This is a genomic window from Methylobacterium gossipiicola (genome assembly GCF_900113485.1).
Classification (GTDB): Bacteria; Pseudomonadota; Alphaproteobacteria; order Rhizobiales; family Beijerinckiaceae; genus Methylobacterium; species Methylobacterium gossipiicola.
This window is the reverse complement of sequence record NZ_FOPM01000002.1, coordinates 257,255-280,244: the sequence shown is the minus strand read 5'-3', so window position 1 is coordinate 280,244 and position 22,990 is coordinate 257,255. Positions and strand designations below refer to the sequence as shown.

26 protein-coding genes are annotated in these 22,990 nt (G+C 68.9%); 10 read left to right on the top strand and 16 right to left on the bottom strand.

Annotated features, from left to right (window positions below):
* Nucleotides 1–138 precede the first annotated feature (138 nt).
* Together BM249_RS02895 and BM249_RS02890 are read right to left on the bottom strand one after the other, a co-directional pair.
* Nucleotides 139–1,371, bottom strand: coding sequence for an MFS transporter (locus tag BM249_RS02895; RefSeq protein WP_091968753.1), 1,233 nt, complete (start codon nt 1,369–1,371; stop codon nt 139–141).
* 28 nt (nt 1,372–1,399) lie between these two features.
* Nucleotides 1,400–3,559 (bottom strand): protein-disulfide reductase DsbD family protein, encoded by a 2,160-nt coding sequence (locus BM249_RS02890; RefSeq protein WP_091968751.1) that lies wholly within the window; start codon nt 3,557–3,559, stop codon nt 1,400–1,402.
* A gap of 144 nt (nt 3,560–3,703) precedes the next feature.
* Between BM249_RS02890 and BM249_RS02885 the strand changes: the two genes are divergently transcribed.
* A complete protein-coding gene (locus BM249_RS02885) occupies nt 3,704–4,489 on the top strand; it encodes a 3-hydroxybutyrate dehydrogenase (RefSeq protein ID WP_091968749.1) in 786 nt (261 codons plus the stop codon).
* A gap of 43 nt (nt 4,490–4,532) precedes the next feature.
* On the opposite strand, the gene BM249_RS02880 is transcribed toward BM249_RS02885, so the two are convergent.
* The 3 genes from BM249_RS02880 to meaB form a co-directional block, all read right to left on the bottom strand.
* Complete coding sequence (locus BM249_RS02880) at nt 4,533–4,886, bottom strand: CsbD family protein (RefSeq protein ID WP_091968886.1); 354 nt, start codon at nt 4,884–4,886, stop codon at nt 4,533–4,535.
* Between the two features lie 151 nt (nt 4,887–5,037).
* On the bottom strand, nt 5,038–5,643 hold the full coding sequence (locus tag BM249_RS02875) for a pyroglutamyl-peptidase I (RefSeq protein ID WP_091968747.1): 606 nt from the start codon (nt 5,641–5,643) through the stop codon (nt 5,038–5,040).
* The gene (gene meaB / locus BM249_RS02870) at nt 5,640–6,656 is read right to left on the bottom strand and encodes a methylmalonyl Co-A mutase-associated GTPase MeaB (protein ID WP_091968745.1); all 1,017 of its coding nucleotides are present in this window, start codon (nt 6,654–6,656) and stop codon (nt 5,640–5,642) included. Before meaB ends, BM249_RS02875 begins: the two co-directional genes overlap by 4 nt.
* Nucleotides 6,657–6,905: 249 nt before the next feature.
* On the opposite strand from meaB, the gene BM249_RS02865 reads away from it, so the two are divergent.
* Nucleotides 6,906–7,937 carry an alpha/beta hydrolase gene (locus BM249_RS02865; protein WP_091968743.1) on the top strand — a complete coding sequence of 344 codons (1,032 nt, stop codon included), beginning with the start codon at nt 6,906–6,908 and terminating at the stop codon, nt 7,935–7,937.
* 160 nt (nt 7,938–8,097) lie between these two features.
* Entirely contained in the window at nt 8,098–8,484 is a 387-nt protein-coding gene (locus tag BM249_RS02860; RefSeq protein WP_091968883.1) for a hypothetical protein, read from the top strand.
* Between the two features lie 40 nt (nt 8,485–8,524).
* Here BM249_RS02860 and flaF read toward each other — a convergent pair whose 3' ends face one another.
* On the bottom strand, nt 8,525–8,884 hold the full coding sequence (flaF, locus tag BM249_RS02855; protein ID WP_091968741.1) for a flagellar biosynthesis regulator FlaF: 360 nt from the start codon (nt 8,882–8,884) through the stop codon (nt 8,525–8,527).
* Between the two features lie 182 nt (nt 8,885–9,066).
* On the opposite strand from flaF, the gene BM249_RS02850 reads away from it, so the two are divergent.
* On the top strand, nt 9,067–9,330 hold the full coding sequence (locus BM249_RS02850; protein ID WP_091968881.1) for a hypothetical protein: 264 nt from the start codon (nt 9,067–9,069) through the stop codon (nt 9,328–9,330).
* A 48-nt stretch (nt 9,331–9,378) separates the two neighbouring features.
* Here the strand turns inward: BM249_RS02850 and BM249_RS21535 are convergent, their stop codons facing one another.
* The 7 genes from BM249_RS21535 to BM249_RS02820 all read right to left on the bottom strand — a co-directional run bounded on the left by BM249_RS21535 (nt 9,379) and on the right by BM249_RS02820 (nt 13,505).
* Nucleotides 9,379–9,546: a hypothetical protein gene (locus BM249_RS21535; RefSeq protein WP_177232293.1), complete on the bottom strand. Its 168-nt coding sequence runs from the start codon at nt 9,544–9,546 to the stop codon at nt 9,379–9,381.
* Nucleotides 9,547–9,638: 92 nt separating this feature from the next.
* Complete coding sequence (locus BM249_RS02845) at nt 9,639–9,953, bottom strand: hypothetical protein (protein ID WP_091968739.1); 315 nt, start codon at nt 9,951–9,953, stop codon at nt 9,639–9,641.
* A 120-nt stretch (nt 9,954–10,073) separates the two neighbouring features.
* Entirely contained in the window at nt 10,074–10,610 is a 537-nt protein-coding gene (locus tag BM249_RS02840) for a metallophosphoesterase family protein (protein WP_091968737.1), read from the bottom strand.
* Between the two features lie 47 nt (nt 10,611–10,657).
* Nucleotides 10,658–11,728: an energy transducer TonB family protein gene (locus tag BM249_RS02835; protein ID WP_091968735.1), complete on the bottom strand. Its 1,071-nt coding sequence runs from the start codon at nt 11,726–11,728 to the stop codon at nt 10,658–10,660.
* A gap of 31 nt (nt 11,729–11,759) precedes the next feature.
* The gene (gene tolR / locus BM249_RS02830; RefSeq protein ID WP_091968733.1) at nt 11,760–12,257 is read right to left on the bottom strand and encodes a protein TolR; all 498 of its coding nucleotides are present in this window, start codon (nt 12,255–12,257) and stop codon (nt 11,760–11,762) included.
* A gap of 155 nt (nt 12,258–12,412) precedes the next feature.
* Nucleotides 12,413–13,105: a MotA/TolQ/ExbB proton channel family protein gene (locus tag BM249_RS02825; RefSeq protein WP_091968731.1), complete on the bottom strand. Its 693-nt coding sequence runs from the start codon at nt 13,103–13,105 to the stop codon at nt 12,413–12,415.
* Between the two features lie 31 nt (nt 13,106–13,136).
* Nucleotides 13,137–13,505, bottom strand: a complete 369-nt coding sequence (locus tag BM249_RS02820; protein ID WP_425284782.1) for a Tat pathway signal protein — start codon at nt 13,503–13,505, stop codon at nt 13,137–13,139.
* Between the two features lie 696 nt (nt 13,506–14,201).
* Between BM249_RS02820 and BM249_RS02815 the strand changes: the two genes are divergently transcribed.
* Both BM249_RS02815 and BM249_RS02810 read left to right on the top strand, forming a co-directional pair.
* Entirely contained in the window at nt 14,202–14,639 is a 438-nt protein-coding gene (locus BM249_RS02815) for an Hsp20 family protein (protein ID WP_091968729.1), read from the top strand.
* A 76-nt stretch (nt 14,640–14,715) separates the two neighbouring features.
* Nucleotides 14,716–15,000 carry a BQ00720 family protein gene (locus BM249_RS02810; RefSeq protein ID WP_091968726.1) on the top strand — a complete coding sequence of 95 codons (285 nt, stop codon included), beginning with the start codon at nt 14,716–14,718 and terminating at the stop codon, nt 14,998–15,000.
* Here BM249_RS02810 and BM249_RS02805 read toward each other — a convergent pair.
* Complete coding sequence (locus BM249_RS02805) at nt 14,987–15,757, bottom strand: alpha/beta hydrolase (RefSeq protein WP_091968879.1); 771 nt, start codon at nt 15,755–15,757, stop codon at nt 14,987–14,989. The genes BM249_RS02810 and BM249_RS02805 overlap by 14 nt on opposite strands.
* 178 nt (nt 15,758–15,935) lie before the next feature.
* On the opposite strand from BM249_RS02805, the gene BM249_RS02800 reads away from it, so the two are divergent.
* Nucleotides 15,936–17,171: a glycosyltransferase family 4 protein gene (locus tag BM249_RS02800; protein ID WP_091968724.1), complete on the top strand. Its 1,236-nt coding sequence runs from the start codon at nt 15,936–15,938 to the stop codon at nt 17,169–17,171.
* A gap of 167 nt (nt 17,172–17,338) precedes the next feature.
* Nucleotides 17,339–17,860, top strand: a complete 522-nt coding sequence (gene infC, locus BM249_RS02795; protein WP_238223988.1) for a translation initiation factor IF-3 — start codon at nt 17,339–17,341, stop codon at nt 17,858–17,860.
* Between the two features lie 121 nt (nt 17,861–17,981).
* Here the strand turns inward: infC and BM249_RS02790 are convergent, their stop codons facing one another.
* Nucleotides 17,982–20,321: an amylo-alpha-1,6-glucosidase gene (locus tag BM249_RS02790; RefSeq protein WP_091968722.1), complete on the bottom strand. Its 2,340-nt coding sequence runs from the start codon at nt 20,319–20,321 to the stop codon at nt 17,982–17,984.
* 161 nt (nt 20,322–20,482) lie between these two features.
* Nucleotides 20,483–21,616: a glycosyltransferase family 4 protein gene (locus BM249_RS02785; RefSeq protein WP_091968720.1), complete on the bottom strand. Its 1,134-nt coding sequence runs from the start codon at nt 21,614–21,616 to the stop codon at nt 20,483–20,485.
* 364 nt (nt 21,617–21,980) lie between these two features.
* Here BM249_RS02785 and BM249_RS02780 point away from each other — a divergent pair, with 364 nt between their 5' ends.
* Nucleotides 21,981–22,346, top strand: coding sequence for an NADH-quinone oxidoreductase subunit A (locus BM249_RS02780; protein WP_056089121.1), 366 nt, complete (start codon nt 21,981–21,983; stop codon nt 22,344–22,346).
* 54 nt (nt 22,347–22,400) lie between these two features.
* Nucleotides 22,401–22,988, top strand: a complete 588-nt coding sequence (locus BM249_RS02775) for a NuoB/complex I 20 kDa subunit family protein (RefSeq protein ID WP_091968718.1) — start codon at nt 22,401–22,403, stop codon at nt 22,986–22,988.
* Nucleotides 22,989–22,990: the final 2 nt, after the last annotated feature.

Below are 22,990 nucleotides of genomic sequence, written 5' to 3'. Positions count from 1 at the left end.
CACCAGCTCGGACATATGGGGGCGGACGGCTCAGAATTCATGGATTAAGTATATGACAAAAAAGAATTTATCCATATTCGAGTGAAAAATCGTCGTCCCAGGGATAACGCCGCTTTGTGCCGTTGGGCCAGCCCCGGTTCACCCGATCGGCAAAAGCCTGTCCCGCGCCCGGAGCGCCGGAAAGATCCGCCCCCAGGCGAAAGCGACCGCCACCGTGGCGAGGCCGCCCAGCGCCACCGCCGGCACGGCGCCGATGGCGGCGGCGAGGAGGCCGGATTCGAATTCGCCGAGTTCGTTGGAGGCGCCGATGAACACCGTGTTCACGGCCGAGACCCGGCCGCGCATGGCGTCGGGCGTCTCGCCCTGCACGAAGGTCTGTCGGATGTAGACGCTGATCATGTCGGCCGCGCCCGTGACGAACAGGCAGGCCATGGAGAACGGCAGGGAGGTCGAGAGCCCGAACCCCAGGGTGGCGAGGCCGAAGACGCCCACCGCCTGGAGCATCCGCAAGCCGGCATGGCGCTGGAGCGGGCGGTAGGCGAGGAGGATCGCCGTCAGCACGGCCCCCGCCGCCGGCATGCTGCGCAGGATTCCAAGGCCGAGGGGACCGACATGCAGCACCTCCGCGGCGAAGATCGGCAGCAGGGCGGTGGCGCCCCCGAGCAGCACCGCGACGAGGTCGAGGCTGATGGCCCCGAGCACCACGGGGTGGTCGCGGATATAGGTGAGGCCGGCCGACAGGGTCGCCCAGGTCACGGGCGGGCGTTCCGAAACGGGGGCGGGCCGGAAGCGGATGGCGGCGACGAGGGCGCTGGCGAGGGCAAAGCTGAGCGCTGCCGTGCCGAACACCACGGCCGGGCCGAGGGCATAGAGGAAGCCGCCGAGCGCCGGTCCGAGGATCGAGGCGCTCTGCCAGAGCGAGGCGTTCCACGCGATGGCCGACCCGAACAGCGGGCGGGGCACCAGCGTCGGCAACAGCGCCTGCAGGGCTGGGTTGGCGAAGGCGCGTCCGGTGCCGATGATCACCACGAGGGCGTAGACCGGCCAGACGGCGCCGGTGCCGTAATGGGCGAAAGCGAGGAGCCCGAGGTCGGCCAAGGCCAGGATCGCGTAGGCGACGGCCGCGATCATGCGCCGGTCATAGGTGTCGGCGACATGCCCGGTGATGGGAGCCGACAGCATGGCGGGCAGGAAGCTCGCGAGGCCGACGAGGCCCAGCGCCAGGGCCGAGCGGGTCAGATCGTAGACGAACCACCCCACCGCCACGGCCTGCATCTGGAAGGCGAGGCCCGTGAGGAAACGGGCGCTGCCGTAGCGGCGGAAATCGCCGTTGGCAAACACGGCCCAGCGGGGAGCGGCGGCGTCGGTCATGGGGTCCGTAGGATCGACGTGGGGATGATCAGCGCTCCGGTGTCGCGAGGGCGGCTTTGCGCGGCGCGGTCGGCAGGGCGGCCAGGGCATCGAGCACGAGACCCGAGGTCAGGATCTGCGGCAGGATCGTGGGTTCGCCCCGGCCCGCATAGAGGAGGTACAGGGGTACTCCGCTGCGGCCGTGACGGGCGAGGAAGGCGGTGATCTCCGGGTTCTGGTTCGTCCAGTCGCCCTTGAGATAGGTCACGCCGCGCGCCGACAGGGCATCGCGCACGGTCTTCGTGCCGAGGGTCGTCCGCTCGTTGACCTGACAGGAGATACACCACGCCGCCGTCATGTTGACGAGGACCGGCCGCCCCTGGGCCAGCAATCCGTCGAGCTTCGCTTGGGCGAACGCCTCCGTTCCCTCCGCTTGCGCCGCCGTGGCGGCGCGGTCCTGCGTCAGGCCGAGGGTGAGGAGGGCGAGACCCGCCAGAGCCGCCGCCGCCATGCCCCGGGCGATCCCGGCCCAGAGCGGGCGCGCTTCGCGGGCACGCTCCCAGGCCCAGGCGGCGAAGCCCACGAGGACGAGGCCGAGCAGGGCTGCGAGCAATCCCGAGGGGCCGACCTGCTGGGCCAGCACCCAGATCAGCCACGCGGCGGTGGCGTAGATCGGGAAGGCCAGCACGCCCTTGAGCGTGTCCATCCAGGCGCCCGGACGGGGGAGGGCCCGTAGCGCAGCGGGCCAGACGGTGAGGAGCAGGAAGGGGAGGGCGAGGCCGAGGCCGAGGCTCGCGAACACCGCTAGCCCCACGGCCGGCGCCTGCGTCAGGGCGAAGCCCACGGCCGAGCCCATGAAGGGCGCCGTGCAGGGGGTGGCGACCACGGTGGCGAGGACCCCGGTGAAGAACGAGCCCTCGAGGCCCGCCCGCCGGGTCAAGCCGTCGCCGAGGCCGGCGATGCCGCCGCCGAGATGGACGACGCCCGACAGGCTGAGGCCCATGCCGAACAGGAGGTAGGCGAGGGCGGCCACGACGACGGGGGATTGCAGTTGGAAGCCCCAGCCGATGCCGGCGCCGGCTTCCTTCAGGCCGATGAGCAGCCCGGCGAGGCCAAGGAACGCCGCGAGCACGCCGGCCGTGTAGGCAAGGCCGTGCAGGCGCACACGGCGCGGCGTCTCGCCGGAATGTTGCACGAGACTCAGGACCTTGATGGACAGGACCGGGAACACGCAGGGCATGAGATTGAGGACGAGGCCGCCGAGGAAAGCGAGGCCGACGGCGCTCCAGAGGGTGAGGGTGTCGTCCGGCGCTGGCGCCGCCACCGGGGCGACCTCGGCGGTGTTCGCCACGGGGGCGGCTGGGGCGGGTGGTTCGCCGAAGGCGTAGGCGCGCCGGACCGGGCCATCGGGTGTGGCCTCGTCGAAGGTCAGTACGCCGGGGAGGGAGGCGGGCGGCGGCGCGTCGGCGTCGCCCCGCACGAGGCCGAGATGCAGGCCGGCGGCATCGATCCGCACCTCCTGCGAGGCGGCATTCTCGATGACGGTCTCGGCATAGGGAAAGAACGCCACCGCGCTCACGCCGTCGCCCGAGAGGTTCGGCGCCTCCACCGTCAGGTCGAGGCGGGTCTTCGTGGCGGTAAGACGCGTCGGCCAGGGCGCGGGCTGGGGCAGGGCCGCGCGGGCCTTTTCGAACAGGAGGCGGGTCTGCGGATTGGCGCCGGTGCTGGTTCCGGCCTGAGCCACCGGCAGGGTGAGCTGGAGCTCCGCCGTGCCGGGAACGCATTCACGCTCGCAGACGAGGTAGCTCAAGCGCGCCCGTAGGGTCACGGGCTTACCCGGCGTCAGGGTCGCGGGCGGTGTCACGGCGCTGAGCAGGACCGTCTCGCCCTCGTAGCCGAAATTCATGAGCTGGGCGACGGGGATGCGGTGCGGCGCGGGCCAATCGAGGCCGCCGGCCGTGAAGCCCGCCGGAAGGGTCCAGGCGACGTCCGGCGGCAGGCCGGAATCGCCCGGATTGCGCCAGTAGACGTGCCAGCCCGGCCGCATCACCATCCGCAGGCCGACGCTGAACGGTTCGCCCGGCCGGATGGCGGCGGGCTCGGCGACGAGGCTCGCGGTCACGAGGTCGGACGGGGGCTTGAGCCCTTGCGCCGAGGCTCCGGCGAGACCGGTGAGAACGAGGGCCAGCGAGGCGAGGAACCGGATCATGGCATCCTTCGAGCGTCGCCCATGACGATGGGCGTCGGCCGTCGCTATAGCACGCCGCAGCCGGGTCGGAGCGCATCGACTTGCCGCGCCGCATGGGGCAGGGTTCGCCCGAAACGGACCTGGCGCGTCCTTCAGGAGATCCGCATGACCCTCAAATCCAGAACCGCCGTCGTGACCGGCTCCACCAGCGGCATCGGCCTCGCCATCGCACGGGCCTTCGCGCAGCAAGGAGCCGACGTGGTGCTGAACGGTTTCGGATCGCCCGACGCCATCGAGGCGGCGCGGACGGGCATCGAATCCGAGTTCGGCGTGCGGGCGATCCACTCAGCGGCGGACATGACCAAGCCCGACGAGATCGCGGGCCTGATCGCTCTTGCCGAGGAGACCTTCGGGGCCGTCGACATCCTGGTGAACAACGCGGGCGTTCAGTTCGTCTCGCCCATCGAGGAGTTCCCGCCGGAGAAGTGGGAACTCATCATCGCCCTCAACCTGTCGTCGGCATTCTACACCATGCGGGCGGCGATCCCCGGCATGAAGACGCGCGGCTGGGGGCGGATCATCAACACCGCCTCGGCCCATTCCCTCGTGGCCTCGCCCTACAAGTCGGCCTACGTGGCGGCCAAGCACGGCATCGCGGGCCTGACGAAGAGCGCCGGGCTCGAACTCGCCACCCACGGCATCACGGTGAACTGCATCTCGCCCGGCTACGTCTGGACGCCGCTGGTGGAGAGCCAGATCCCCGATACCATGAAGGCGCGGGGGCTCACGGAGGAGCAGGTGATCAACGATGTGCTCCTGAAAGCCCAGCCGACCAAGGAATTCGTCACCGTCGATCAGGTGGCGGCGCTGGCGGTGTTCCTGTGCTCGGACGCGGCGAGCCAGATGACCGGTGCCAACCTCGCCATGGATGGCGGCTGGACGGCGCAGTGAACGAGGAGGTCGCGCCGCCCCCGTAAGGGCGGCGCTGAAAAGTTCAGCGGCGATGCAGCAGCAGGGCGAGGCCGTAGCCGACGGCCCCGGCGAGCATCAGGGCGATGAAGGGGTTCTCCTCCACGCGGGTTTCGACCGCCCGGGTGCCATCGCGAAAATAGGTGCCGCCGCGATCCTGGAGCCGGTCGTAGGCGTCACCCGCGTAATCGCTCACGTTGTCGGCGAGGTCCCGCGCGGTGTCCTTGGCCTGCCCGTAGGCGTCCTGGGCGCGCCCCTGCGCCTCGCGAAAACGGCCCTCGACGGAGTCGCCGTGCGATCCGAGGGCGTCGCCCAAGGCGCCCTGTACGCGGCCGCCGAGATCCTTGGCGGTGCCGACGATGCGATCCGTGTCCACCATGGTCATTCTCCTGTGTACGCTTCGATGCGGGTTCGGTGCCGCCGGGGCGCAGCACGCCCGCATCCGACCTTCACAGAACGCCCGAGATCCGATCCGGCACCGCAGCGAGTGGATTTTCCTCAAGGGCTTCAGCCGCAGGGAGAACGCGCCCCTACACGAGGAGGCCGCGCGCGACCGCGACCAGGGCCGCCGCCAGGGCTTCGGCGGGCGGTTTGTCCCGTTGATACGGCCCGGGGCGCCCGACTTCGGCCAAGGGCGGGATGTGAATGAACAGAACGGGGATGTCCTCGGCGAGGGCGTGAAAATACGCGGCGTTGCAGAGGTAGCGCCCGGCATCGTGCGACGGGATCGCCGCGATGCCGTGGCGGCGCAGGCTCGCCAGCGCTTTCGCGGCACCCCCGGCCCGGCGCTCGGCCGGTCCGCCGGCCAGGAGTGTGAGACGCTGCGCGATCGCGCCGGAAGCGTCCGGGAACAGCCGGCTCACCCGGTTGCGGGCGCGGAACTCGACGCGGACCCGCTTGGCCCTCCGCGCGACGCCGAGCATCAGCACCGCACTCGGGCCCTCGGCGAGGGCGGGGAACAGATGCGTGGGAATCGCCCCATAGGACGTCGGCAGGATGAGAACGCGGACATCGCCCCCGGCGAGGCCGTGCCGGCGGGCGTGGATCCCGAGAAGGCGCGCCACGACGGCGCTCGGGTTGCGGGGCACGCCGGGAAACGGCCCGAACCCGGTGACGAGGAGGGGCTTGGCCCTCAAAGGCCGATGAGGGTGGCGATGGCCTCCGCCCCGGCGGCCGGCGAGGATTCGCCCCGTGCGACGCCAGCCTCGGCCTCGGCCGTCTGGCGGCGGACATCGGCCGAACCGACGAGGCGTTGATGCAGGCGCTCGTGGACCAGCGCCCACATCCACTTCACGTCCTGGGCCCGTCGTTTCTTGGCGATCTCGCCCGTAGCGGTAAGCTTGTTGCGGTGGTCGACCACCTTGTCCCACATCCCGTCGAGGCCCTTGTTGTTCAGGCCCGAGATGGTGACGACGGGGGGCGTCCAGGTGGAACTCGGTGCACTGAGGATATGGAGGGCGGCGCGGTATTCCGAGGCCGCCGCATTGGCCCGGCGCTCACCCTCGCCGTCGTCGGCCTTGTTGACGGCGATCATGTCGGCGAGTTCGATGATCCCCTTCTTGATGCCCTGCAACTCGTCACCGGCGCCGGGCAGCATGAGGACGAGGAAGAAATCCGTGAGATCGGCGACCGCCGTCTCCGACTGGCCGACGCCCACGGTCTCGACCAGGATGACGTCGAACCCGGCCGCCTCGCAGAGCAGCATGGTCTCGCGGGTCTTGGCCGCCACACCGCCGAGGGTGCCCGAGGAGGGGGAAGGGCGGATATAGGCGTTCGGATCGAGGGCGAGGCGGGCCATGCGGGTCTTGTCGCCGAGGATCGAGCCGCCCGTCCGGGTCGAGGACGGATCGACGGCCAGGACGGCGACCTTGTGCCCGGCGGCCGTGAGATTGGCGCCGAGGGCGTCGATGGTCGTGGATTTCCCCACCCCGGGCACGCCCGTGATCCCGACCCGGATCGCCCGGCCGGTCTGCGGCAGCACGGCGTCGATGAGGTCCCGCGCCACGGCGCGGTGATCGGCCCGCTTCGACTCGGCCAGGGTGATGGCGCGGGCGAGCGCCGCCCGGTCGCCGGCCAGGAGCCGGGTGCGCAGGGCGTCGATGTCGAGGGCGGCTGCGGGGGCGGGGGATGGAGCGGAGGAGAGGGCCATGCCCACTTCTTGCCGGGCCAGCCGGCATTCGTCGAGGGGGGCGTGCGATCGTATTCCGCGGGGTGTCGTGGATGCGCCCCCTTCGACCGGACGACCGTGGCGGGTGTGGGAGCTGCGCCACATGCGCGTCTCTGCCCGCAATCCACACGGGGCACGGCCACGGTCGTGCCCCGCCATGGTCACGATCGTCCGCGACAGGTTAGCCCAACGCGACGGCCGGTCCCCGGCCCCCACAGGTTGTCTGACCGCATGAACCGCTCTCCTCGGCCGTCCCGTCGCGGCCTCGTGCGCCTCGCCGCCCTCATGGGGGTGGCCGCCCTGACTCCGGGGCTCTCCGCTTGCGTCACCGACGAACTTTCCACGGCCTCGGCCGCCCCCGAACGTCAGTCGAACATCGATGTCAGCCCGATTCTCCTCGTCGCCACCACCCGCAAGCCCGTGGGCAATCCGCCGAAGAGCCCGTATTTCAGTTCCGACCGTGGCCGGGGCCTCAGCTTCGCGGAGGTGCGTCTCGCCGCGCCCGACCGCTCGCTCATCGGCAAGGTCTCGTCCGTCGTCACCGGTGATTGGGGAATCGCGGCCGTACCGCAGGTCGAGACCGGGCCGGGGGCGGCGGCGGCCTTCACCCAGGCTGCCTTCGGCCGCGATGTCCTCATCTACGTCCACGGCTACCGCGAGAGCTTCGAGTCGGCGGCGCTCAGCGCGGCGCGGCTCTCCGACGGCATCCGCTTCAAGGGCGCTTCGGCCCTGTTCACCTGGCCCTCGGCCGCCGCGACCTTCGATTACGGCTACGACCGCGAAAGCGCCCTTTGGTCGCGGGACGCCTTCGAGGATTTGTTGAAGGCCCTGGCGAATTCACCCTCCGGCGGACGCATCAACATCGTCGCCCATTCCATGGGGACGCTCCTGACCCTCGAGACCCTGCGCATGTTGCGGGCCGAGGCGGGCGAGGCGGCCATGGCCCGCATCGGCGCCGTGGTGCTGGCAGCCCCCGACATCGACATCGATCTCTTCACCACGGCCGTCGAGCGGCTGGGGCCCGACGTGAAGAAGATCACCGTGATCTCGTCCACCAACGACCGGGCGCTGGAACTCTCCGGGGCCATCGCGGGCGGCGTGGTCCGGGCGGGGGCGGCCGACCGCGAGCGCCTGGAGGCCCTCGGTGTCCGCGTCGCCGACGCGTCCGATTACGGCGGCGGCCTCATCAACCACGATCTGTTCCTGTCGAACCCGGAGGTTCAGGGCGTGGTGAAGCGCGCCATTGCCCGGGGCGGCGGCTGAGATCCAGTCCCCTCCGGGGGGCGGCGAGCGGGATGGCCACGGAGTGGGGCTTGGCGTGCACGCCGTTGCCCCCTACACGGGCGGCGGGACCCAGGTCGGCGTCTTCCGACGCCGCGCGGCCGGCGCATCCCTGCGCAACGACGTTCGAGAGGAATTCGCGATGTTCACACTCGAGATCGATGGCGTGGCCATCGCCGTCATCAACGGCTCCGAGGAGGTCGCCCGCGATCTCTTCACCTGCGACGGCTTCAAGGACGACATTCAGGCCATGAAGAGCGAGGGCAAGGTGCTGTGGAACGGCACCTCCCCGCTGAAGATCCGCCCCGCCACCGAGGAGGAGACGGAGATCTTCGAAGATGCCCTGGCCGAGGACGATTCGGAGGAGGACGAGCCCTTCGAGCCGGATGCCCGCCACGCCGAGGCCGCCTCGAACGACGACGATGCGGATGAGGACGACGCGGACGAGGACGACGAAGAGGAAGGCGAAGACGAAGCCGATATCGTCTTCCTCGTGGATATCGACGAGGATTCGGGTCTCGATTCCTGAAACCGTATCGGCCCTCCTTCCCTCGGGAGGAGGGTCGACCTCAGGTCCGCAGGCCGGCGGCGATGTTGTGATTGATGCTGATCAGGGCCGTGAGCTTGTCGGCGTTCGGCTCGATCAGCGTATCGACCATGCGGCGGAACACGAACACCGACAGCTGCGCGATGCTGGTCTTGATCGGCTCGGGCAGCGGGCTGTCCGGCTCGGTCGCGGCGCCGGCGATGATGGCCCAGACCTTCTGATTGAAATTGAGGGCGTCCGCGAGAACGTCCTTCTGATTCTCCCAATCGGCCTGCACCGCCTGAAGGCGAGCCGCGGCCTTGATCAAAACGGCGGCTTCTGCCTCGCGCGGCGACATGGCCGTCTGTGAAACTTTCGCGTAGGCGTTGGCACCGTACGACATACTGCTCTCTCCCCAGACACCGCACTAAGACTGAACTCGCGGCGGGAGGAGCCTATGGGGGGCATCGTTAACGGAGCGTAATTCGCGCCCTCGCCGTATTCATGCCGAGAAGCTTGAGCAGGGAGAGGCCGGTGATCGCGGGCCGGCTCATGCCGTGCGGCGAGCGCGGGATTTCCGAACCCATGATGAACTTTGTCTTCGGCACGGTGGCGGGCGCGCTCCTGGCCTCCCTGGTAACCATCGTCGCCGTGCGTCAGCCTAGCGTTCAGGCACGGCTCGGCCTCTTTCCCGTGTCCACGGCGCCGATTCTACCAGCGGCCCGGACGCCCGGGCCGGCGTCGGACCTGCACGCCGAGGCGCCCAAATTCTGCCCGGCGGCGCGGGGCGGGGTCGGCAAGGCCGATATGCTGTTCGACCACAGGCGGTTCTGGCTCGTGGCGCCTTGAGCGCGACGTCGGGCCTCGTCGGCGCCCTGACGGATGGGCGCCCCGTTCTCAAACGCTGCTGAGCAGGAACATCACCATGGTGGTGGCCACCGTGGTGCTAAGGAAGCCACAGAGGGCTGCGGCGAAGGACGGACCGGTCTCGGCGCGCAAAGTGGCGGTGGGGCCGAGGACGGCGTCGGAGAGAGTCATATTCGAGGACAGGACGTTGCGGTTCATGGGACGGGGACCTTTGGGACAGCGAGCTCTGCGCCGCCTGTTCAGACTTGTGAAACGATTGACGCCGGGCCTAAGTGCGGGGCCGCACGCGCTCAGTCGCAGCGGTTGACCTTCTTGGCGATGCGCAGGTTCCGGGCCTCACTGCGCAGATCGATGGCGACGACGCCGGCACCGCAATCCTCGAACGCGTCACGGGCATCCGCATAACGGTCGCCGATCTCGTCGAGGGTGTCGCAGACCCGGTCGTGGTTGCCGATCCGGGCTTCCTCGCGGGCCTGGAACTTCAGGGCGTTGGCTTCGTCGACCTTGCGTCGTCCCTCGAAACAGCCGGGAGCGGCGACGGCCGATCCGGCGACGGCCAGCATGAGGCCCAGGGACAGAAGCGGCGTGACACGAGCATGACGCATGGAACAACCTCGGCGGTGCACGTCTCGAGGGACAGGGTGTGCAGGTGAAGGGTGGACTTTCCGAAGTCTCGGAAGAGGGCCGACCAATCATCCCGCGTTCATGCCCCAAGAACCCATGACCTAAGGCGAAGGTTCCGTGCCTCGCCCGCCCGCTTTTCGGCCACGGCGGGAGGCCAGGATTGCGGGGAGATTCACCGGCCGGAACCCCTGCGCATCGACGCCCACGTCGTATTGCCTCCGGATCGGTGTGAGCTTGCCATGGGAGTGGCCGTGCAGGTCGACGGCACCCCGGCCCATGCCGTTCCAGGTTCGGAAGGCGTAGTGGCACAGCACCAGGGGGCGCTCGTCCACGACGATCTCGGCATAGTGCCCGACGCTGGCCCAGCCCGAGGCGGCGAGGGTCTCCGGCCCATCGTTGTTGCCGACGATGAGGTGCTTGGTGCCGTTGAGCGCCCCGAGCAGTTCGGCGATGCAGTCCGGGCTCGGCCGCAGGGCGACGTCGCCGAGGTGCCACACCGTGTCGACGGGGGAGACGACGGCGTTCCACGCCGCGATGAGCGCGGCATCGTGCGTGGGCAGATCGGGATAGGGACGCTTGTCGATCCGCAGGATGCGCGGATCGGAGAAGTGGGTGTCGCTCGTGAACCAGACGGTCATGTCAACCGAACCGCCATGCGAACCGAATGGTCATGGCGCCCCGGCGCTCACCGGCCGGGGCTGAAGCGCAGGGGTACGGTGACGGCAAGGCTCGGAATGGTCACGCCCGCCGGGGCGGCCGGCAGGGAACCGCGCACCGTGGCCAGGGCCGCGCTGTCGATGGCGCCGATGCCGCTGCTGCTGGACAGGCCCGAACTCAGGACCTGACCGGAGCGCGAGACCGTGAACCGCACCACGGCGACGCCGCCGCTGGTTCCCGCCGCCGCGTTGGCGTTCATGCGGCCACGGATCGCCGAACTCAGGGCGCCTTGCCAGGCGCGGAGCGCGTTCGCGTCGTTTCCACCGGCCGCCGCACCGGTGCTGCTCTGGCGCGAGGCGGAGGCCGAGTTCTGCCGGGCGCGGCCTTCGCTGGCCGCCGCTGCAGCGCGGCGCGCGGCCTCGCGGGCGGCCTTGGCCTTCGCCTCGGCCCGGGCCTCCTCCCGTGCCTCGCGGCGTTCCTCTTCGCGCTCGGCCTTGAGCCGTGCCTCGCGGTCGGCCTTGCGCTTCGCCTCGCGCCGCGCCTCGAGGATCTTGGCTTCGTCGGGCTTCGGCTTCTCCACGGGCTTCGGCAACTCCCGCGCCACGACGGCCGGGGGCGGCGCCAGGGCGGGGGCGGTCTCGCCCGTGGAGGTGATGACCTGATCCTCCGGCGGCGGCTCGACCGCCTCGGCGACGGGGGGCACGGGCGGTGCGTCCGGCGGCTCGGCGACGGTGGTGGCCTCGGGCGCCACCATCGCGGTGTCCGGCGGCGGAGGCGCCGTCGCCTCGGGCGGGGCGACCTCCGTGGTCTCCAGGGGCTTTTCCTGCTCCACGGTCTCGGGTGTTTCCACCGGATTGGCCTCGGGCGGCGCCGAGACGGAGGCCGCCTGCTCGGCCGGCGCCTGGGTCTCGACCTCCGCCATCTGCGGCGCGAGGTCGATGGTCACGATATTCTCGCCCGGAGGCGCCTTGGGCTCCGGCTGGAACAGCGTGAGGGCGACAAGGGCGGAGCCATGCAGGCCGAGGGCGACGAGGAAGGCCGTGACGAGCGTGGAAGAGCCGCGACCATCGGGATCGCCCGTCGGAGCCGGGGCGCTCATGCGACCTGCGCTGGGAGTTGCGCTCATGGGATCAGGGGGCCGTTCCGGTCGCGGGGGCTGCGGCGGGCGCCGGCGCCGACGGCAGGGCGCCGCCGGGCGACTGGGCGATGAGCGAGACCTTGGTGAACCCGGCCTGACCGACGAGGCCCATCACTTCCATGATCTTGCCATAGGGCACGTCACGGTCGCCGCGCACGAGCATCACCTGTCCCGGATCCTCGGCCGCGAGGGCGCGTAGGCGCGGCATGAGGGTCTCGGGCGTCAGCTCCTCCTTGGCGAGGTAGGGCTTGCCGTCCTTGTCGATGGAGATTTCCAGGGGCTTCTTAGCCTGGGCGACCTTCTGCGCCGTGGTTTTGGGCAGTTGCACCGGTACGCCCGTGGTCATGAGGGGCGCCGCGACCATGAAGATGATGAGCAGCACCAGCATCACGTCCACGAGGGGCGTGACGTTCATCTCGGACATCGGCGCGCCGTCGAGGGCATCCTCGTCGTCACCGCCGCCGCCGGAGCGGATCGAACCCATGGCCATGCATCGCCCTCCAGGGCTACGGGCGGGCAGCCGGTCGAGCGGCGCCCCCTCCTCGCGAAAAATGAAAATCGGTTCGGAGCCGGCGCCCATGGACGAGGCCGGCCGTGTTCCGTGCGTCCGGTCCCCGTCCCCGACGCGGGACGGTCGGTCGGCGGCTATTCAGCGGCGGCGGCGCGGCCATGCACCGTGCGGTCGCGGGCAAGGCGGTTGCCGAGGATGCCGATGGAGGAGACGAAGCTCGCCTGCACGCGACCGATATCGGTGGTGAGTTTGTTATAGGCCATGACGGCCGGGATCGCCACGACGAGGCCGATGGCGGTGGCGAACAAGGCCTCGGCGATGCCGGGCGCCACCACGGCGAGGGAGGTGTCCTGGCTTTTCGCGATGGACGAGAACGAATTCATGATGCCCCACACCGTGCCGAACAGTCCGATGAACGGCGCGGTGGAGCCGGAGGTGGCCAGAAGCGGCAGCCCCGTCTGCATCGCCTTGAGGCGTGTCGTGAGGGCGGCGCGCATGGCCCGCTCGATGCGGTCGCGTCGTTCGGCCCGGGTTTCGCTGCTGTCCTGGTCACGCCACGCCTCGATGGCGGCGGCCGCCACCTGGGCATCCATGCCCTTACCCGAGGCTTCGAGGCTGCCGCCCGAGCGGACCAGGGCGTCGAACGCCTTGGCTTGACGCTTGGCGACGGCGATCCGCACGATCTTCTCGAACACCACCGTCCAGCATGCGATGGACGCCACCACCAGCAGGATCATCACCGACTTCACGATGGGGTCGGCCTGGAGGAACAGGCCGAGGAACGACATGTCGTGGGAGACGCCTGCGGGCGCAGTGGTCGGATCCATGGGAATGTCTTTCGGTTCGGTTCGGGGCGGATCAGCGGACGAAGGGCGCGGAGGTCTTGCTATCGGTCTCGATGCGCTCGAGGCAGGTCTCGCGGCTGGCCTCGCCGCCTTCGCAGGTCAGCACATCGTTGAGGAGGACCCGGCCGATCTTGGCGCAGGCGAGGCCGGGGAAATCGAACAGCCGGACCACGGTCTTGCGCTCCTGCACGGGGCCGAGTTCGACGGCGAGGCGTTTCTGGGCAACGCTGTCCGTGTCGAAGGCGAACAGATCGACCTTGAGGGACTTCAGGGCCGGGCCGCGGCTGTTGTCGACGAGGAGATAGGTGCGGCAGGCTTCGCCGGCCTGCTCGAGGCGATTGAGTTCGAGCTTGAGGGGCGCGGGCTTCGTCTCCTGCGCCATCGCGGCGCCCGTGACGCTCCCCAGGACGACAATGCCGAGACCGGCGGTCCATCCCGCTTTCCGGAGCTGTTCCCTGACCACGCCGCGCACTCCCACCATGACAGTTCCGTTTCCTCGAACGATGAGCGGTGCCGATTCCGCTTCCGGCCCCCTCGCGAGCGACCGTGACGTCCGGCCGTGCGAGTCGCGACCGCTCGTCACGACCCCTGGCCCGCGTCTCGGTTCGAGGGGAACACGACCCGGCTCGACATGGACCGAAGCCCATGCGGCGACTATCCATGTCGTGCGACGCAATATCCGAGTTCGCGGCGGCAGATCAAGCACAGGACTGAATATCAGAGTAGTTCCAAACTGTTACCGGGGCTGGCACGGATTTGCCGAGGCGTCTTGCCGAAAGATCCCGCCGTTGTGTTCCGAAGCGTCCCGCCGTTTCCGTGGCGTGTCGGACCCGGCCCGGATATGCGCCTCTGCGGAAAAATCCGGATTTGCGTCGGGCGGCTCCGGATCGACCGGCGGGCAAGCCCTTGATGGGCCTCGGTTCCAATTCCATATCCCGTTCACCGGCGGGCGTCGCCGGAGGACGGCGCTGCCTCCGGCGGGCTTTCCGAACACGGCGCGGCGTCCCGCCGGGCCGAGTGTCTCTCCACGAAGTGCCTCTCTATCCTCTCCGGGGCTTCGCCAGAAGGACAATCATCCGTGACAGCGCGGCCTTCTCCGTTCGGACATCCTTTCCTCCTCGGCTTCGACGAGATCGAGCAGGCCCTGGATCGCGTTTCCAAGGCGGCCAACGATGGATATCCGCCCTACAATATCGAGCGGGTCGTCCGCAGCGAGCAGGAGCCCGACCGTCTGCGCATCACCCTGGCGGTGGCGGGCTTCACCCGTGACCAGCTCGACGTGATGCTGGAGGAGAACCAACTCGTGGTGCGCGGCCGGCAGGTGGACGAGAAGGCGCGCCAGTTTCTCCACCGCGGCATCGCGGCCCGGCAGTTTCAGCGGACCTTCCTCCTCGCCGACGGCATGGAGGTGATGGGCGCCGATCTCTCGAACGGTCTGCTGTCCATCGATCTCACCCGCCCCGAGCCCGAGCGGGTGGTGCGCAAGATCGCCATCGCGTCCCGCGACGACGTGTGAGGGGACGCCGGTTTTCGAGCCGGTCGGGACGGACCCGGCCGAACATCATCACGCTCTGCCAGAAGGAGAGCCGACCATGACTGCATTCAGCCAGAATCCCATCACCGGCGCAGACCTCGATCCGGCCGAGTTCGATGCCGCCGACCTCGCGGCCCTGGGCGAAGGCCATATCGCCTATGTCCGCGCCATGCGGTCCGACGAGGTTACACGCCTGTTCCCGCAGGCGCCGGAACTGACGCCCGGCCTCGACCTCTTCGCCCTGCTGTCCGCCAGCGGCGCCCCGATCCTGCTCGCCGATTCCCGCGACGCCGTGGTCGCCAACGCCATGGCCAACGACCTCCAGACCGTCAGCCTCCACTGATCCCGGCCACCGCCGCCAGCAGCCGCGCAAGGTCCTGCGGTCGCGACAGGCGGTGGTCGCCATCGGCGATGAGAGTCAGGACGGTACCGGCCGGGGGCAGGCGCTCGACGAGGCGCAGGGCGTGGGACCACGGCACGTCCGGATCGGCCATGCCCTGCAGGATGTGAACCGCGCAGCCTGGATCGATGGCGTCCCCCAGCATCCGGTGCCGACGCCCATCCGCGATCAAGGCACCGGTGATCGGCACCGGCACGTCGCTGTACTCGCTCGGCCGAGCCCAGAAGCCGTCGCGCTCGATGGTCGCGCGGATCTCCGGCGTGAATCGCGCCCACATCAGGTCCTCGGTGAAATCGAGGGCGGGGGCGATGAGCACGAGACCCGAGGGCGCGACCCCGTTTCGCGCCGCCAGGCAGGCGATCCAGCCGCCCATGGACGAGCCGACGAGGAGGGGGCGCTGCGGCGCGAAGGCCGCGATCACCGCCCGGGCATCCTCCAACCAGGTCGAGATCGTGGCCCCCGCGAAATCGCCGCTCGATTCGCCGTGGCCCGTATAATCGAACCGAACCAGGGCGCGGCCGGTCTCGCGGGCCCAGCCGTCCAGGGCCTCCGCCTTGGTGGCGCGCATGTCGGAGCGGAAGCCTCCGCACCAGACCAGCGGCGGACCATCGCCGGGGCGGACGAGCACGGCGATGCGGCGCGCGTCCGGACCGCTCCCGACATCCAGGAAGACCGGGGCCTCGGCGGCGGGTTGCGGCATCGGTTTATCCCCGTTGTTCTGAACCATCGAAAACCAATCCTTTGCCTTTGCCTTTCGTTTACCGGGCCGTAAAGCACCGCGCCCATGCTGGCCCCATGACCGACATGCGCGATGGACGCTCCTGCCCCCGCTCTCACCCTTCGCGCCCCGTCACGGGGCCGGATTGCGGGTTCGCGTCGTGACTGGCGAGCCGCGCGGCGGCGCGTTTCCGGTGGAATCCGCTCCCCTCTCGGGCCGGACCATCCTGCAGATCATCCCGGCCCTCGACGCGGGCGGGGCCGAGCGCACCACCGTGGACGTGGCGGCGGCCCTCGCGGCGGCGGGCGCGCGCGCCCTCATCGCCACGGAGGGCGGACGGTTGGTGGGGGAGTTGCAGGCGAAGGGCGGGATCTGGCTGCCCTTCCCGGCGGCCTCGAAGAACCCGCTCTCCATGGCCCTCAATATCGGCCGTCTCGCCCGCCTATGTCGGCGCGAAGGCGTTGAGATCATCCATGCCCGCTCCCGGGCCCCGGCCTGGGTCGCCCTCGGGGCGGCGCGCCGCCTCGAAATTCCGTTCGTGACCACCTATCACGGCAGCTATTCCGGCCGCACCGGCGTGAAGGTGCTGTACAATTCCGTGATGGCGCGCGGCGACGTGGTCATCGCCAACTCGCATTATACCGCCGACCTCATCCGGACCCTCCACCCCGAGCAGGCCGGCGACCGGGTTCGGGTGATCCACCGGGGCACGGACCTCGCCCTGTTCAAGCCCGGCGCCGTGGCACCGGCCCGGGTCGAGGCCCTGCGGCGGGCCTGGGGCGTCGCGCCGCACCAGCGCGTCGTGCTCCTGGCCGCCCGGCTCACGGCCTGGAAGGGGCAGCGCGTGCTCATCGAGGCCGCCGCGCTCATGCGCGACCGGGGCGTGAGCGACGTCGCCATCGTCCTCGCCGGCGATCCGCAGGGCCGCGTCGCCTACGAGCGCGAACTTGATGCCCTCATCGCCGTGCGGCGACTCCAGGGCATCGTGCATCGGGTCGGGCATTGCACCGACATGCCGGCGGCGTTTCGCGCCGCCTCCGTGGTGGCGGTGCCCTCCGTCGAACCCGAAGCGTTCGGCCGCTCCGCCGTCGAGGCGCAGGCCCTGGGCACGCCCGTGGTCGTGTCCGATCTCGGGGCCGTGCCCGAGACCGTGCTGGCCCCGCCCGAGGTTCCGGCGACCCAGCGCACGGGCTGGCGGGTTCCACCGGGCAACGCCCCGGCCCTGGCCGACGCCCTAACCGAGGCCCTGTCCCTCGGGGCCTCGGCCCGCGAGGCCATGACTCGGCGTGGCCGGGCGCATGTGGAGGCGCACTTCTCCCTCGAAGGCATGGTCGGCGACACCCTCGGGGTCTACGCCGACCTCCTCGCCGGGCGGGCGGGACTTCGGACCGCATGAACCAAACCGGTTCGTCAGAGTTGACTTGAAGAAAAGTTCAGCCAAGGTGTCGATCCGGATTCCGGAGCGATTGGTGGCCAGGAACAGCCTTGCGGGGTTGGTGTTCATAGGCTGCCGTTTCGTCGTTTCATCAGGAGATTGAAGCCATTCGTAGACCTATGAGAGCCATGCCGGCCCCGCAGAAGGACGGGCCGCGCGCCAACCGGGACATCCGTGGCGTTCGCGAAGTGCAGCTCATCGACGACACCGGTCAGAACCGGGGTGTGGTCGCCTTCTTCGACGCCCTCGCTCTGGCCGAGGAAGCCGGCCTCGACCTCGTCGAGATCGCGCCCAACTCCGTTCCTCCCGTCTGCAAGCTGCTGGATTACGGCCGCTTCCGCTTCAACGAACAAAAGAAGCAGAACGAAGCCCGCAAGAAGCAGAAGACGGTCGAGGTCAAGGAGATCAAGCTCCGCCCCGGCATCGACAAGCACGATTACGACACCAAGATGAAGGCCGTGGTCCGGTTCTTCGAGGAGGGCGACAAGGTCAAGGTGACCCTGCGCTTCCGTGGCCGCGAGATGGCGCACCAGGATATCGGCCTGCGCCTTCTCGAACGGGTGAAGAACGAGACCCAGGAGATCGCCAAGGTGGAAAGCGAACCGATGCTCGAAGGCCGCCAGATGATTATGATCCTGGCGCCGCGCTAAGGCGCGTTCGCATCGTCGTCGCACGATCCACGCCGCTTTCCTTCGGAAGGCGGCGTTTTTCGTGTGTCGTGTTTCATCAACGGCCCCGCCGTTGATCGCAGACCACCGGCGGGGGAGGGGCCTATTTAACCACCGAGACCTGCGCATCCCCAGTCCGTCGCAGGACGTTGACGGTGACGTCGCCGCCGTAGCGCTGAAGCCGAAGGTCCACGCGCGAATCGCCGAGCTTCAAGTTGAAGATCGAGACCCCGTCGAGGAAGGCCGGCAGCGTTGGGTTCCGCAGGCGGATGCGGTTGCGGTCGTGCTGGAGCTCGAGGCCCATGCAGGCGGCGAGGAACGCGAAGGGCGCCGCCGCCGCCCAGGCCTGGGGTGAACACGCCACCGGGTAGGCGACGGGGCCGCGCTGATGCCGCCGCATGAAGCCGCAGAACAGTTCCGGCAGGCGCTTCTGCTCCTGATACAGGGCGGTGTCGAACATGCCCTCGAAGATCCGCGACGCTTCCGGCTTGAGATCGTAGCGGGCGAGGCCCAGGGCCACGAGGGCGTTGTCGTGCGGCCAGATCGAGCCGTTGTGGTACGACATCGGATTGTAGCGCGCCTCGCCGCGCGCGATGGTGCGCACGCCCCAGCCGTTGAACCCGTCCTTCGACAGGAGGTTGGCGGCGACGCTGGCGGCCCGCTCCGGCAGGGCGATGCCGGTGAACAGGGCGTGGCCCGCATTCGACGAGCGCACGGCGCATTGACGCTTCTCGCCGTCCAGCGCCAGGGCATAGGTGCCGATGGCGTCGCACCAGAACGCCTTGTCGAAGTTCTCGCGCAGGGCGCGGGCTTCGTGCTTCAGGCGCTCGGCCAACTCCGCATGGCCGAGGAGCTTGGCGAGCTTGGCCATGCCGTTCTTGGCGGCATAGACGTAGCCCTGGACCTCGCAGAGGGCGATGGGACCCTTCGCCAGGTTGCCGTCGGTGTGGAAGATCGAATCGTGGCTGTCCTTCCAGCCCTGGTTCTCCAGGCCCTTGTCGGTGTCGCGGGCGTACTCGACAAAGCCGTCGCCGTCCCGGTCGCCATACTTGTTCATCCATTCGAGGGCGAGTTCGAGGGCCGGCCAGATCCGCTCGATGGTCTCCCGGTCGCCCGTGACGGAGTAGTATTCCCACGCCAGCATCACGAAGAGCGGCGTGCCGTCGATGGTGCCGTAATAGTGCCGGAACGGCACCTCGCCGAGCATCGCCATCTCGCCGCGCCGGGTCTCGTGCAGCACTTTGCCGGGCTGGGCGTCGGCGGCGGGATCGATGGCCTTGGCCTGGGTCGAGGCGAGGTAGCGCAGGACGCCCTTGCCGAAATTCGGGTCGATCCATAAGGCCATCATCGCCGTGATGATGCCGTCGCGCCCGAACACCGTGGAGTACCAGGGGATGCCGGCGAAGGGGTAGATGCCCTCCGGTGTGCGGCTCGCCAGCATGTAGAGGTCGGCGGTGGCGCGGCAGGCGGCTTCGTTGAACTGGTCATTCGACGAGATGATCGTGGTGATACCGGCGGTGAGCTGGCGCAGGTCCCGGCGCGAATCACGGTAGGCGCGGGCGAAGATCACGCCCTCGGCGAGACCCTTGGGGTGGCGAACGGCGGCGGAAGAGCCCGAGGCCCGCGACAGCCCGGCGGCGGCGTCCTCGCCGACCTTCTCGGCGGCCGGCGCGCTGGTATAGGCCCGGTGTGATTCGAACACCGTCCGGATGAACAGGGAGGCGCGCCCGCCCGGCGGCAGCGAGACCTCGAAGCTCGCCTTGCCGGGCTCGATGTTCTTCGGCTTGGGACCGAAATGCAGGCTCGTGGTCCGCACCACCTCGTCGAGGCCGACGTACCGGAACTGCACCTCCGTCTCGCTCGCCACCTCGACGGTGCGCTTGCCGCGCGCGGTACGGGCCGTGCCGCGAACCTCGAACAGGTCGCGGAAATCCGCGTCGAAGGTCACACCGATTCGCAGTGTCCAGTGGCGGGAATCGTAGTTGCGCAGGCCGATCCGGTCGTAGCACGCGCCCTTGAACAGGAACTTGGTGCGCTCGATGGCGATGAGCTCGCGCGGGATCGTGGTCGCGTCGTGGGCGTCGATGCGGATGTCGGGCGTCGTCATGTCGACGCTCAGCGCACCGTTGTCGTCCTGCATCACCGACGACAGGAGCAGCGGACGCTGGTCCTCGATGGTGAGGTGCAGGCGCGAGAGATAGCGGGTGTCCTGAAAGAACAGGCCCTCGGGGCCGGGCAGGACGCCGATATCGCCGTAGCTGTCGAGGACGGCGAAAGCCTCGCCGTACTTCAGCGAGCGCAGGGGGCGCTCGACCAGGGAGGTCTGCGCCTCGATGTGATACTGCGGCAGGACCGCGTCGGCATCCTGAAAGCCATGGCTCGACGGCCCATTCAGCGGGCCGTTTGCGTGTTCTGCATCCGCCGTGGAAGTGTCAGCTGCCATGCCCGAGCGTCTCCGGATGGGTGGGGGGTCGCGGTTGGATCTGGAATCGAAAGGCCGCCCGTCGCGATCTGCGACGCGGGCGGCCTCATCGTTGACAGGTAGTGCGGCAATCGTACGACGTCACCCCACGGGGCCGAACCGAACGCCCGGCCCGGGAGAGGTCAGGCCGGCATCGCCGCCACGGGGATCGGCGCCAGGGCCGAGCCGTTGAGATCGCCGTACCGGGGCGAGAAGCTCATCGCCTGGGGCATTTTGATCACGTCGCTCTGGGCCGCGAGGAGGCTCTCGTAGACGGCGACGTATTTCTGAACCATCCGCTCGGCGGTGAACTGGGTTTCGAAATGGCGACGGACGCCGGCCCGGCTCATGGCCTGCACCTTGTGGACGGCCGCCACGGCATCATCCATCGAATCGCACAGGACGCCCGAGACGCCGTCGGCGATCACTTCCGGCACGGAGCCGTTGCGGAAGGCAATGACCGGCGTGCCGGCCGACATGGATTCGATCATCACGAGACCGAAGGGCTCCGGCCAGTCGATGGGGAAGGCGAGCGCCAGGGCGTTGCCGAGGAAGTCCTTCTTCTGCTCCTCGTTGATCTCGCCGATGAACTCGACCAGCGGATGGTGGATCATCGGCTCGATGACCTCGTCCCAGTAATCCTGGTCGGCCTTGTCGACCTTGGCGGCGATCTTGAGCTTCACGCCCGACCGGATTGCCATCTCGATGGCGCGGTCGGGGCGCTTCTCCGGCGAGATGCGGCCGAGGAACGCGAGATAGCCGCCCTTCGCTTCTGGGTAGAACGGACAGTTCTGGGCCGGCAGGCCGTGATGGATGGTGGATGCCCAATTCACGTTCTTGGGCATCGGCTCGCGCTGGTTGTCGGAGATCGACACCAGGGGCATGCCCGTGAAGGTGCGGTAGACCGGCATGAAGTCCGGCACGTCGAGGCGTCCGTGCATCGTGGTGACGCACTTGTGGTTCAGGTCCTCGAACATCGGATATTGCAGCAGATCGATGTGGAAGTGCAGCACGTCGAACTCATGCGCGCGCTTGTGCACGTGGTGCAGCATGGCGAGGTGGCTCGCCGTGTGATCGCGGTAGCCGAGGAGGCGCAGGCCCTCCGGCGTGCAGGCCGCAAGCTTGGCCGAGGTCTCCGAATCACCGCTGGCGAACAGGGTGACGTCGTGGCCCTGGCGGACGAGCTCTTCCGTGATCCAGGATACGACGCGCTCGGTGCCGCCGTAGAACTTCGGGGGGACCGCCTCCGAAAGCGGAGCAATCTGGGCAATGCGCACGAAGCGTCTCCTTGAGGTCGAATGTGCGTCGACCTAACGCGATCCGGCCTGAGTGGGACATGAATGAAACCCACGGCCAAGGTTTATGGTTCCTCGGCTTTCGCGGTGCGACGGAATTTTTGCGTCGCGTCACGGATGTCCCCGTTATCCCGGGGTGAGATGCCTGCGCGGATCGGTCGTGTTGCCGGTTCTGCCCGCGAGCCTACCTCCCTGACATGTGCGAATTTGTGCAATGCGCGCCGCCCTTGTTTCACCTCCGGGGGTCGTCTAAGCCTCCCGCCGGCGCAGTCTGGGATTGGAGCAATTCCATCCGGCGGGGCGCCCCCGGGACATTGCGGTCGCCGGTGCACATGAGAGGTCCCGCATGACCGGCCTGATGGCGGATTATCTGCCCCTCATCGTTTTCATCGGCGTGTCGCTGTTCATCGCGGCGGCTTTGCTGGTGGCGCCCTTCCTCGTGGCTTACAACAGCCCCGATCCGGAGAAGCTCTCGGCCTACGAGTGCGGCTTCAACGCTTTCGATGACGCGCGCATGAAGTTCGACGTTCGCTTCTATCTCGTGGCGATCCTGTTCATCATCTTCGACCTCGAGGTCGCGTTCCTGTTTCCCTGGGCGATCACCTTCGGGGAACTCGGCTGGTTCGGCATGTGGTCGATGATGGCCTTCCTCGGCGTTCTGACCGTCGGCTTCGTCTACGAATGGCGCAAGGGCGCCCTCGAGTGGGACTAGCGCCCCCGAATCGTCGCGTCGCCCCATTGTCCGAAGCCTGATCCCGAGAAACCGATGGCCTTCAGCCCCGACCTCTCCCGAGCCCCAGCCATCGCGCCGGCCCCCAAGGGGATCATCGATCCCAACACCGGTCGGCCCATCGGAGCGGACGATCCGACGTTCCTGTCGATTAACAGCGAGCTTGCCGATCGCGGCTTTCTCCTCACCTCGACGGACGATCTCATCAACTGGGCGCGCACGGGCTCGCTGATGTGGATGACGTTCGGCCTCGCCTGCTGCGCCGTCGAGATGATGCAGATGTCGATGCCGCGCTACGATTGCGAGCGCTTCGGCTTCGCCCCACGCGGTTCGCCGCGCCAGTCCGACGTGATGATCGTCGCCGGCACGCTCACCAACAAGATGGCTCCCGCCCTCCGCAAGGTCTACGATCAGATGCCGGAGCCGCGCTACGTCATCTCCATGGGCTCATGCGCCAATGGCGGCGGCTATTACCATTATTCCTACTCGGTCGTTCGTGGCTGCGACCGGGTCGTGCCCGTCGACATCTATGTGCCGGGCTGCCCGCCAACCGCCGAGGCGCTTCTGTACGGCGTGCTGCTGCTGCAGAAGAAGATCCGCCGCACCGGCACCATCGAGCGCTGAGG